General features: G+C 67.4%; 1 protein-coding gene. It reads right to left on the minus strand.

Annotated features, from left to right (window positions below; all coding sequences use genetic code 11):
- Positions 1-29: 29 nt before the first annotated feature.
- Positions 30-12,983, minus strand: a complete 12,954-nt coding sequence (locus tag J5M58_RS15355) for a non-ribosomal peptide synthetase (protein WP_207878636.1) — start codon at positions 12,981-12,983, stop codon at positions 30-32.
- Positions 12,984-13,080: the final 97 nt, after the last annotated feature.

Genomic DNA, 13,080 nt, shown 5'->3' on the forward strand with positions numbered 1-13,080 from the left:
AGGGGCGGTGCAGGCCTCACCTGTTCAGGTCACAAGCCCTCCAGCTCAGCCATCAGGTCACTGAGCCGGTCGACCTTGTCGTCATCCAGCACATTGCCCTGCAGCCCCTGCACATACGCCGCCAGCTCCTCCACCGTGCTGCACTCGAACATCGCCCGCAGCGGCACGTTCAACTGCAACTGCTTCTGCACCCGCGAGGCGATCTGCGTGGCCAGCAGCGAATGCCCGCCCAGCTCGAAGAAGTTGTCGTGCACCCCTACCCGCTCGGCCTTGAGCACATCGGCCCAGATTCCGGCCAGTACCTCTTCCAGCTCGTTGCGCGGCGCCTGGTAGACCTGGCTTTGCTGGCCACCGATGTCGATGGCCGGCAGGGCCTTGCGGTCGAGCTTGCCGTTGGCGTTGTGCGGCAGGCTGTCGAACCAGCCCCAGTGCAGTGGGACCATGTACTCCGGCAACTCGGCACGCAGGCGCTGCTTGAGCTGTTCCAGCAACGCAGCGTCGGCTGCAACGCCCTGATGCGCCACCAGGTAACCCACCAGGTGCTTGCCATTGACGCCCTCCTGCACGCCAACGGCAGCGTCGCGGACTTCCGGCTGTTCGTGCAAGCGGGCTTCGATCTCGCCCAGTTCGATACGGTAGCCGCGGATCTTCACCTGATGGTCGATGCGCCCGACATACTCCAGCACCCCGTCCGGGCGCTGCCGCGCCAGGTCGCCGGTGCGGTACAGGCGTTCACCCGGGGCACCATGAGGATGGGGAATGAACGCCAGTGCCGTACGCACCGGGTCGCCGACATAGCCACGGCCCACGCCGGTGCCGGCCACGCACAGCTCACCTGTCGCACCCAGTGGCACCAGCGCCTGGTCCTCGCCGAACAGGTACAGGCGGTTGTTGTCGGTCGGCGTGCCGATCGGCAGGTAGCTGCCACGGGTCGAGGCGGCATCGACGCGGAAGAACGCCACGTCATCGGAGCACTCCGCCGGGCCGTAGGCGTTGACCAGGCCGATCTGCGGGTAGCGCTGCAGCCACTGCGCCGCCAGCTCCGGTGGCATGGCTTCGCCGGTCGGCAGCATCCAGCGCAGGCCATCGAGGGCCTGGTGGTCGTTGGCCAGCATGCCCTGGATCAGCGACGGCACGCTTTCCAGCACGCTGATGCCGGTGGCCTGCACATGCGCCAACAGGGCCTGCGGGTCATGGGCAATGGCGTTCGGCACGATCTCCACCCTGGCGCCGAACAGTGGCGCGGCAAGGAACTGCCACACCGAAATGTCGAAGCTCTGCGAGGCCGTCTGGGCGATGACGTCCTGCTCGCCAAGCGCCAGGTACGGCACCTTGCTCAGCTGGTTGTTGAGCATGCCGCGCTGTTCGACCATCACCCCCTTCGGCAGGCCGGTGGAGCCTGAGGTGTAGATCACATAGGCGAGGTTGTCCGGCCCGCTGTGAATGCCGGGGTTGTGGCTGGCCACCGGGCTGGCCTGGATATCTTCCCAGACCAGCAACTGCGGCCGCGTCGTCAGCTCCAGCTCATCCAGCAACAGCCGCCCTTGTTCGGCACAGGCCCCGCTGCACACCAGCACGGGTGTACGACTGAGCTGGATGATGCTTTGCAGGCGCGCCGCCGGCAGGCCCGGGTCCAGTGGCAGGTAGCCGGCGCCGGCCTTGAAGCTGCCGACGATCATGCCCAGCAGCGGTAGCCCACGCTCGGCCAGCAGTGCCACCGGCTGGTCCACGTTCACACCCGCCGCGATCAAGGCATGGCCCAGGCGGTTGGCCGCCAGGTTCAACCCGGCGTAGTCGTAGGACGCGTCCAGGCAGCGGGCCACGGTACGTTGCGGATGTGCGGCCACCAGCGCCTCGAACTGCGCAATGTAGCTCTGCTCCAGCGGATAGGCACGTGCGGTACGGTTGCAGTCCTCCAACAGGAAGCGCTGCTCTTCGTCACCCAGCAACGGCAGTGCGCTCATCTCCCCTTCAAAGCCTTGCATCAGCGCCAGCAGCAGGCGCTTGAACTCGGCCAGCAGACGCTCGACGGTCGGGTAGTCGAAGTAGCGCTGGTCGAACGACAGGTGCAGGCCAAGGTCATCGCCCGGGTAGCACACTGCTGTCAGCGGGAAGTTGGTGTGGGTGCGGCCCGAGTCGGAACTGGCATTCAGGTGCTGGGCGTGGTCGAGCACGGCGGTTTCCACCGGCGCGTTCTCGAACACGAACAGGCTGTCGAACAGTGGCTGGCCCTTGGGCAGTTCGCTACATTCCTGGATTGCCACCAGCGGCAGGTATTCGTACTCGCGCAGCTCCATGTTGCGCTCCAAAAGGCCTTGCAACCACTGGCGCACACTGCAGCGCTCACCCGCCACCGGCAATTGCACGCGCAGGGCAACGCTGTTGATGAACAGGCCGACGGTACGCTGCATCTGCGGCATGCTCACCGGGCGCCCGGCCACGGTCACGCCAAAGGCCACGTCGCGGTCGCCACTGTAGCGCGCCAGTACCAGGGCCCAGGCCGCCTGGGCGAAGGTGTTGACGGTGAGCTGGTGGGCCTGGGCCAGCTCGCGCAGGCGCACGCCGTCGCTCACCGCCAGGCGGGTGTAACAGTCGCCGACGATCATGCCGCTACCGGCATGGTCATGGCGCAGCGGGCGGTCGCTGGGGATGGTGGTGGCACGTTCGAAGCCGGCCAGATTGGCCTGCCACCAGGCACGTGCGTCGTCCAGACCCTGGCGTTGCAGCCAACCGATATAGTCGCGATAGCGCGGCGGCACCGGCAATCGGGCCTGCCGGCCTTCGCCCAGGGCCTGGTAGATCTCGAAGAAATCGTTCATCAACAGCGAGCGGCACCAGGCATCGATGAGGATGTGGTGGTTGCTCATCATGAACCAGTAGCGCTCGTCGGCCACACGCACCAGGCGCAGGTGGAATGGCGCCTCGCTGAGCAGGGCGAAACCAGCCTCGCGTTCCTGCTTGTGCAGGGCCTGCAGGCGCTGCTCCTGGGCGTTGTCGTCGAGGCCACGCCAGTCCTGGTAGTCCACCGGTGTGTTGCCCGGCTTGTGGATGATCTGCAGCATCGCCTCGCCGGTGTTCCAGCTGAACGATGCGCGTAGCGCTTCGTGGCGCGCCACTACCGCCTGCCACGCCTGGGCGAAGCGTTCGGGATCGAGCGCGCTGTTGATGCGGTAGCGGTCCTGCATGTAGTAGAGGCCGGTGCCCGGCTCCAGCAGGGTATGCAGCAGCATGCCCTCCTGCATCGGCGTCAGCGGGTAGACGTCCTCGATCTGCGCGGCCGGTACCGGCAGCGCGTCGATCTGCGCCTGGGTCAGGTGCGCCAGCGGGAAGTCCGAGGGCGTGAAACTGCCGTTGCCATCAGCCAGGCAATGCTCGACCAGGGCCAGCAGCTCCTGGCGATAGGCTTCGGCCAGGCTGGCGATGGTTCGCTCGTCGTAGCGCTCGGCACTGAAGGTCCAGCGCAATTGCAGGGCACCGCCATACACCTGGCCATCGACACTCAGCCAGTTGGGCAGCGGTGCATCGAGGTCGTGGGCCAAACCGGCCGGGGCGTCCAGCGGCTGGAACAGCGCCGTGCTGTCGAACTGCTGGTCGAACTGGCCCAGGTAGTTGAAGGTGATGCGTGCCTGCGGCAAAGCCGCCATCTGCTCGCGCCCGGCCGTATCGGCCAGGTAGCGCAGCACGCCGTAACCCAGCCCTTTGTGCGGCACCTGGCGCAGCTGCTCCTTGATGCGCTTGATCGAGCCTGCCCGCGCCGCATCGTCGTCGCCTGGCAACGGACGCAGGCTCAGCGGGTAGGCGTTGGTAAACCAGCCAACGCTGCGGGTCAGGTCCATGTCTTCGAACAGCCCGTCGCGGCCATGGCCTTCAAGCTGTACCAGCACTTCTTCGTCGCCGCTCCAGCGGCACAGGGCACGCGCCAGCGCGGTCAACAACAGGTCGTTGACCTGGGTGTGGTAGGCCGCCGGGGCCTGCTGCAGCAACTGCCGGGTCTGCGCCACATCCAGGCCGATGGCCAAGGTACGGGCGTGGCGGTGCAGGTTGCCGCCCTGCGGGTGATCGCATGGCAGTTCGCGGCGCACACCGCCCAACTGGCCTTGCCACCAGCCCAGTTCGTCGCGCAGCGAATCGCTACCAGCATAGCTGGCCAGGCGTGCGGCCCAGTCGCCCATGGCGTGGGTCTTGGCCGGCAGTGGCTGGCCACGGTACAGCGCCTGCAGGTCTTCCAGAAGCACGCGCCACGACACGCCATCGACCACCAGGTGATGGATCGCCAGTAAAAGGCGCTGGCTGCCCTGTCCGTCATTTACCAGCAAGGCACGCAACAGCGGGCCCTGCTGCAGGTCGAGGCTGCGTTGCAGGCCGGTGTACAGCGCTTGGCAATCGGCGAAGTCGGCGACCGTGGCTGTCCACAGCAATTGGCCGGTGGCAGGCGAAGCATATTCGGCCTGCCAGCGGCCCTGGGCCTGGCTGAAGCGCAGGCGCAGGCTGTCGTGGTGCTGCACCAGGGCGGCCAAGGCTTGCTCCAGCACTCCCTTATCCAGCGGCTTGCGCGCCTCCAGCAGAACAGCCTGGTTCCAGTGCTGCGGCTGTGGCACTTCACTGTCGAAGTACCAGTGCTGAATCGGCGTAAGGCCAGCCTGGCCCTGGCGCTGGCCCTGCTCGATGCTGCTGGCGGCTTCGCTGCGCTGAACGACGGCCGCCAGGGTCTGGATGGTCTGATGCTGGAACAGGTCGCGCGGGGTGAACTGCAAGCCGGCCTGACGGGCACGGCTGACCACCTGGATCGACAGGATCGAGTCGCCGCCCAGTTCGAAGAAGTTGTCCTGCACGCCAACCCGGGCAACGTTTAGCACGTCGCGCCAGATCTGCGCCAGCTGCGCTTCCACCTCGTTGCCAGGCGCCTGGTACTGCTGGCGTGCCTGCTCCAGGTCCGGCAGCGGCAGCGCACGGCGGTCGAGCTTGCCGTTGCCCATCAGTGGCAGGCTGTCGAGCAGCACCAGGTGCGCCGGCACCATGTAGTCCGGCAGGTGCTGGCGGGCATCGGCTTTCACCGCGTCGCGCAGCAGGCCCTGGGCCTCGCTGTCGGCAGCGGCCTGCCTGCACACCAGGTAACCCACCAGTTGCTTGCCGCCCGGCAGGTCGAGGGCCAGCACCACAGCTTCGTCGACATCGGCATGGGCCTGCAGGCGGCTTTCGATTTCGCCCAGTTCAATGCGGAAACCGCGAATCTTCACTTGCTGGTCGGCGCGACCGACGTACTCGACCAGGCCATCGCTGCCCAAGCGCACCAGGTCACCGGTGCGGTACAGGCGCCCGCCTTCGCTGCCGAACGGGTCGGCGACGAAGCGCTCGGCACTGAGGCCGGGGCGGTCGTGGTAACCCTGGGCCAGGCCGGCACCGCCGACATACAGCTCGCCAATACCGCCTTGCGGCAACAGGGCAAGGTCTTCATCGAGAATGTAGGCCGTGCGGCTACCGATGACGCGGCCGATCGGTACACTGCCCAGCTCCGCCGGCAATGTCTGTGGTGCCAGGCAGGCCAGCGGCATGACCACGGTTTCGGTCGGCCCGTAGGCGTTGAAGAACTGCTGCGGCGCGAAGGCCTGGCGGATGCGCTGCAGGTGTTCACCGGTCAGCGCTTCACCACCGGTAATGACCAGGCGCACTGGCAACTGTTCGCCCTGCCCGCCCAGATACTGCGCCAACTGGCTGCCGTAGCTGGGCGTGAAGCCGAGGATGCTCACCTGTTGCTCGCGCACCAGTTGGCAGATGTCTTCGGCGCCCCACTGCCCCTGGGCGCGCAGTACCACCCGGGCACCACACAATAGCGGCACCCACAGGCGCTCGCTGGCGGCATCGAAATTGATCGAATAGAAATGCAGCTCGCAGTCGTCGCTGCGCATGCCGAAGGCGTCGATCACCGCCTGGCAATGCATGGCGAACTCGCCGTGGCTGACTACCACGCCCTTGGGCTTGCCGGTGGAACCGGAGGTGTAGATCAGGTAGGCCTGGTGCTGCGGCAGATTGAGGTTGTCCAGCGGCGCATCGCTGTAGGCTGAAAGGCTGGCACTGTCGTCCTCGAGGCTCCAGCGCGCCACGCCTTCGGGTAGCTGCCCCAGGGTTTGCAGCAGCGCGCGCTGGCTGAGCAGCAGACCGATGCGGCTGTCTTCGATCATGTAGCGCAGGCGGTCGAGCGGGTACTCGGGGTCGAGCGGCACGTAGGCGCCACCGGCCTTGAGGATGGCCAGCAGGCCGACGACCATTTCCAGCGAGCGCTCCAGCGCCAGGCCCACCCGCACCTGCGGGCCGACGCCACGCTCGCGCAGGGCACGGGCCAGGCGGTTGGCCTGCTGGTCGAGTTCGGCATAGGTCATGTGCCGGCCGGCGAAGGTCAACGCGCCAGCGTGTGGCGTGCGCGCAGCCTGGGCGGCGAAGAGGCCGTGCACGGTCTGGTCGAGAGCGAAATCCGGCTCGCCCTGCAACTGACCCGCCAGCATTTTCTGCTCGGCACTGCTCAGCATCGGCAGCTCGCACAGGCGCTGTTGCGGGTTGTCGAGCAGGCCGGCCAGCAGTTGCTGCCAGTGCTCGGCCATGCGTGCGATGCGTGGTTCGTCGAACAGGTCGCGGCTGTAGGTCAGGCAGCAACCCAGGCGGCCGTCGAGGTCGGTCACCTCCAGGTACAGGTCGAACTTGGTGGCGCTGGCGTCGTTGACCAGGTAATCCACCTGCATGCCGGCAAGCTGGCGGCTTTGCTGGAAGGCCCAGCGCTGCACGTTGCACATCACCTGGAACAGCGGGTTGTAGGCGCTGCTGCGCGGTGGCTGCAGGGCTTCCACCAGCTGGTCGAACGGCAGGTCCTGGTGCGACTGGCCTTCGATGGCAACCTGGCGTACCTGCTCCAGCAACTGTACGGCAGTCATCTGGCCGTCCAGCTCGCAACGCAGCACCTGGGTGTTGAGGAACGCGCCTATCAGCCCTTCGCTTTCCGGGCGGATGCGGTTGGCCACCGGCGCGCCAATGCGCAGGTCACGCTGGCCGCTGTAGCGGTGCAGCAAGGCGGCCAGGGTGGCAGTCATGGTCATGAACAGGGTCAGGCCGCGCTGGCTGTTGAAGGCATGCACACGGGCGACCAGCGCCGGGTCGAGCTCGAAGCGGTACAGCTCGCCACGGTGGCTCTGCACTGCCGGGCGCGGGCGGTCGGCAGGCAGCGCCAGCACCGGGTGTTCATCGCCCAGGCGGGCCTGCCAGTAGGCCAGCTGGCGAGCGCCCTCGCCGCTTTCCAGCCATTGCCGTTGCCACACGCTGTAGTCCAGGTACTGCACCGGCAGCGGCGCCAGCGGCGATTCGCGGTCATCGACGAAGGCCTCGTACAGCTCGCCCAGTTCGCGGGCGAAGATGTCCATCGCCCAGCCTTCGGTGACGATATGGTGCAGGGTCAGCACGAAGAAGTGCTCGCGCTCTTGGGCTTTGACCAGGCAGGCACGCAGCAGCGGACCGCGCTCCAGGTCGAACGGCTGGTGCGCCTGGCCATCGGCCAGTTGTTGCAGGCGTTGTTGGCGGGCATCGGCGGGCAAGGCGCTGAAGTCCTGCCAGTCGAGGTGCAGGCTGCTGTCTTCGGCCACGCACTGGTACGGCACGCCATCGATGCTGGGGAAGGTAGTGCGCAAGGTTTCGTGGCGCACCACCAGCGCCTGCAACGCGCGCTCGAAGGCATCCACATGCAGGGTGCCGCGCAGGCGCGCCATGCCGCCGACGTTGTACGCCGGGCTGTCCGGCTCCATTTGCCAGAGGAACCACATGCGCTGCTGCGAGTACGACAGCGGCACCGCCTGGCGGCGGTCGACGCGGGCGATTGCGCCTTGCAGGTTGCGTTCACCGGCAGCGCGGATACCCGCGATCTCGGCACAGAAAGCGCCTAGCTCGCTGGCTTCGAACAGGGCCTTGAGCGGCAGCTCGACATCGCAGGCCTGACGCGTGCGCGAGACAATTTGAGTGGCCAGCAGCGAGTGGCCACCGAGGGCGAAGAAGTCGTCCTGCAGGCCGATGCGCGGCAGGTTCAGCACCTCGCGCCAGATGGCGGCGACCTGCTGTTGCAACTCGGTTTGCGGCTCGATGTGCTCCCGCTGCTGCCACACCGGGGCCGGCAATGCCTTGCGGTCGACCTTGCCGCTGGGGCCCAGTGGCATCTGCGCCAGCGGGATGAGTTGTGCCGGCACCATGTAGGCCGGCAGTTGTTCAGCCAGCGCCGCCAGCAACGCATCAGGCTGGGCGCTGCCACTGTAGTAGCCGACCAGTTGCGCGCCTACGGCATCCTTGTGAATCAGTACCAGCGCCTGTTCGACCCCCGCTTGTGCCAGCAGGCAGGCCTGGACTTCCTCGGGCTCGACACGGAAGCCACGTACCTTGACCTGCTGGTCGAGGCGGCCAAGATATTCCAGCGCCTCGGTCTGCACCTGCCAGCGGGCGCGATCGCCACTGCGGTACAGGCGTTCGCCGTTGCCATCTGCCCGGGGCACGAAGCGTTCGGCGGTGAGGCCCGGGCGGCCCAGGTAGCCACGGGCCAGGCCTGCACCGCCGAGGTACAGCTCGCCCGGCACACCTGGGGCGGTCAGCTCCAGCTCGTCGTCCAGCACGCGGCACAGCACATTGCCCAGCGGGCGGCCGATCGGCGAGCGTTCGCCATCGGTAGCCTGGCAGTGCCAGTGGGTGACGTTGATGGCGGTTTCGGTCGGGCCATAGCGGTTGTGCAACTGCACCTGCGGCAGCACTTGCAGCACGCGGTCACGCAGCGCGGCGGGCAGCGCTTCGCCACCAGAGAACAGCCGGCGCAGGCTGCTGCAGGCACCCGCCTGCGGCTCCTGGACGAACACCTGCAACAGCGGCGGCACGAAGTGCAGCGTGGTCACGCCATGGGCCTGCACCAACGCCGCGATGCGCTGCGGGTCGCGGTGCTCACCGGGGCCGGCGAGCACCAGCTTGCAGCCGGTCACCAGTGGCCAGAAGCACTCCCACACCGAAACGTCGAAGCTGATCGGCGCCTTCTGCATCAGCACGTCGCTGTCATCCAGCGCATAGCTGGCCTGCATCCATTGCAGGCGCTCGGCCAGTGCCGCGTGGGTATTGCCCACGCCCTTGGGTTGGCCGGTGGAACCGGAGGTGTAGATCACATAGGCCAGGTTGTCGCCATGCAGGTGCAGGCCAGGGGCATGGCTTGGCCAGCTGTCCAGGTGCAACTGGTCGAGGGCGATGGCACTGACGCCGTCAACCTGTGGCAGCTTGCCAAGCAGGCTGCTGTGGCTCAGCAACAGGCCCGCATTGCAATCGGCGAGCATGTAGGCCAGGCGCTCGGCCGGGTAATCGACGTCCAGCGGCACATAGGCACCACCGGCCTTGAGAATGGCCAGCAGGCCGACCAGCAGCTGCGGCGAACGCTCGACGGCGATGGCCACGCAGGTGTCGGGGCCGACGCCTTTGTCACGCAGGTAGTGGGCCAGACGGTTGGCTTGCTGATGCAACTCAGCGTAATCCAGGCTGCCACCGTCCCATACCAGGGCGGTGCGCTGCGGGGTCAGGCGTGCCTGGTCACTGAGCTGCTCGACCAGCAGGCGCTGCGGCGTCGCAGCCGGTGCCTCGCCCCAGCTCAGCAGTTGCGCGCGGCCAGCCTCATCGAGCAATTGCACCTCGCCCAGCGCCAGCTGCGGCTCGGTGCACACCTGCTCGAGCAGGGCCAGCAGGTGCTGGGCCAGGCGCTTGACGGAGCCGGCATCGAACAATTCAGCGGCATAGTCGAAGGCCAGGCTCAGGCGGCCCTGGTGGTCTTCTTCACTGTGCAGCTGCAAGTCGAACTTGGCTTCGCGACTGTGCCACGGCAGCTCTTCGGCCAGCAGGCCCGGCAGGCGGCGCAGGGCAGACAGGTCGCGTTGCTGGTGGTTGAACATGACCTGGAACAGGCCTTGCTCGCGAGCCTCGGGCAAGGCTTCGAGCAGCTGCTCGAATGGCAAGTCCTGGTTGGCTTGGGCATCCAGGGTGGCCTGGCGCACCTGGGCCAGCAACTGGTCGAACGGCAGGCGGCCATCGAGTTGCGCACGCAGCACCTGGGTATTGATGAAAAAGCCGACCATGCCTTGGGTTTCCAGGCGCGGCCGGTTGGCGTTGGGCACGCCGACACGGATATCGACCTGGCCGCTGTAGCGGTGCAGCAGCGCCTGCCAGCCGGCCAGCAGCACCATGAACAGGCTGGCCTGCTGCTCGCGGGCCAGGCCATTCAGCGCTTCGGTGAGCCTGGCTGGTACCTTGAGGCTGAAGCGGGCGGCGCGGTGGTCGCGCTGGCTGGCACGCGGGTGGTCGGTGCACAGGTCGAGCACCGGCAGTTCACCCCCCAGGCGCGCCTGCCAGTACTGCAGCTGACGCTCGGCTTCGCCTGCGGCCAGCCACTGTCGCTGCCAGGTGCCGTAGTCGGCATAGCCCAGGGTCAGCGGTGCCAGGTTCGCGTCGAGGCCCTGGCAATGGGCGGCGTACAGTTTGACGAATTCGTCGAGCAGTATGTTCAGCGACCAGCCGTCGGCGACGATATGGTGCAGGGTCACCCACAGCTGATGATGTTCATCGTCAAGGCGCGCCAGGGTCGCCCGCAGCAACGGCCCGCGGGTCAGGTCGAACGGCTGGCGAGCTTCGGTTTCGCGCTGGGCGGCGACCTGCTCGGCGGCCTGGCCTTCGAGGTCCAGGCGGCGAAGGTCGAACGGCTGCTGCGCCAGGATGCGCTGCAGGGCCTGGCCGTTCTCTTCGGCAAACAGGGTACGCAATGATTCGTGGCGCGCCACCAGCGCCTGGAAGGCCGCTTCCAGGGCGCCTTCGTCCAGCTCACCGCGCAACTGCAGGCCGGCCGGAATGTTGTAGGCCGCCGACTGCGGGTCCAACTGCCATAGCAGCCACAGGCGGTTCTGCGCCAGCGACTGGGGCAGCGCCTGGGTGCGTTCCAGGGTGGCGATGGCACCGCCCCGACCACCGCCTTGGGCGATGATCGCGGCCACTGCCTGGGCGTAGTCCGCCAGTACCGGCGCCTCGAACAGGGTACGCAGGCCCAGGTTGACGCCCAGCTCATCGGCCAGGCGTGCGGTGGCATGGGTGGCGGCGATGGAGTTGCCGCCCAGCAGCAGGAAGTGGTCGTCTGCCGCCACCGCTTCGACCTTGAGGATGTCGCGCCACACACTGGCGATGCGCGCCTGCAGGTCATCACCCGCTACCGTCCTGGCAACGGGCTCGCTCCCCTCAGGGAAACGGGCGTAGCAGTCCAGGCTGCCATCGTCCATGCGCAGACGGCAGGCTGAACGTTGCAGCTTGCCGCTGGAGGTCTTGGGCAGCGCGCCCGGGTTCAGCAGCAGGACCACGGCCGGGGCCTGGCGGCAGGCGTCGGCGACCACCTGGCGCAGGGTCTTGATCAGCTCCTGGGGCTTGATCGCCTTTTGCACGTTGCGGCTGATTTCCACCGCCACGCCAATGCCCTCCTCGCCTTGCTGCTCAACGGCGAACACCGCCACCCGGCCTTTGCGCAGCACATCCACTTCCCGCTCGAGGGTTTTTTCCAGGTCCTGCGGGTACAGGTTCTGCCCACGCACGATCAGCATGTCCTTCAGGCGCCCGGTGACGAACACTTCGCCTTCGCGCATGAAGCCCAGGTCGCCGGTACGCAGCCAGGTCTGGCCGTCCATCTCGACGAAGGTGCGGGCACTGGCTTCAGGGTTGCGCCAGTAACCCAGGGCGATGCTCGGGCCGCCGGCCCAGATCTCGCCCACCTGGTTGTCGCCCAGCACCTGCAGGCGTTGTGGTTCGACAATGCGCACGGCATGCCCGGGCTGCGGGTAGCCACAGCTCATCAGCACACTGCCCTTGCCAGGTTCCGCACGGTTGGCGGCGAAGGCTTGCGCGTCCAGCTCCAGCGCGGCGATGCCCTGGCCACGGCGGCTGCCGCTGACGAACAGGGTCGCTTCGGCCAGGCCGTAGCTGGCGAAGAAGCTCTGCGGGTCGAAGCCGCAGGCCTGGAACTTGTCGGCAAAGGCCGCCAGGCTGTCCTGGCGGATTGGCTCGGAGCCGGAATAGGCCACCCGCCAGCGGCTGAGGTCGAGCCCGGCCAGGGAGGCCTCGCTGACCCGCTCACTGCACAGCCGGTAGGCGAAGTCGGGGCCGCCGCTGATGGTGCCGCCATACTCGCTGATGGCCTGCAACCAGCGCAGCGGCCGTGCCAGGAAGTAGCCCGGCGCCATCAGCACACAAGGCACGCCGCTGAAGATCGGCTGCAGCAGGCCGCCAATCAGGCCCATGTCGTGGTACAGCGGCAGCCAGCTGACGATCACGTCGTCGGGGTTGAGGTCGATGCCAAAGCCTTGGCGGATCAGTTGCTCGTTGGCCACCAGGTTGCCATGGCTGACCTGCACGCCCTTGGGCAGTGCGGTGGAGCCGGAGGTGTACTGCAGGAAGGCGATGTCATCACCCTTGAGCGCGGGCTCGCGCCATTGCGCGGCCAGCGCCGGGTCCAGGCCATCCACCGCCAGCAGTTCGGGAGCGTTGGCCGCCGTCAGGGCCTCCAGGCCCTGCAGGCTGTCGTGCAGCGCCGCGACAGTCAGCAGCAGGCGCGGCTCGGCGTCATCGATGATCGAAAGCAAGCGCTGTTGGTGGTGCTGGCGCGCGGACTCCGGCGGGTAGGCCGGCACCGCAATCACGCCGGCATACAGGCAGCCGAAGAACGCCGCCACATAATCTGGCCCGCTGGGGAACAACAGCACCGCGCGGTCGCCGAAGCCGGCCCGGGCTTGCAAGGCAGCAGCGATGGTGCGGGCGCGCTGGTCGAGGTCCCGGTAGCTGAGCACCGCCTGCTCGCCGGGCGCGTCGGCCAGAAAGCGCAAGGCGACTTTGTCCGGGGTGTGCGCGGCGCGCTGCGCCAGGGCCTGGACCAGCGAGAGCGGGAGTTCGAAGGCGTCCGTCATGGGGTGTTCCTGCCAGTGTCTGGTTGGGTCGGGCCGGCTGCTGCGCGAACGTGGGCGCAGCGGCATGTGGCGGCCTGAGGTGTACACAGGGAAACGG

Origin of the sequence: Pseudomonas sp. 32_A, from assembly GCF_017490905.1 — a bacterium.
In the GTDB taxonomy this organism is placed as follows: domain Bacteria; phylum Pseudomonadota; class Gammaproteobacteria; order Pseudomonadales; family Pseudomonadaceae; genus Aquipseudomonas; species Aquipseudomonas inefficax.

Bases quoted from the DNA above. Each gene is read 5' to 3' on its own strand.
- J5M58_RS15355 (WP_207878636.1), bottom strand. From the start codon at position 12,983: ATGACGGACGCCTTCGAACTCCCGCTCTCGCTGGTCCAGGCCCTGGCG.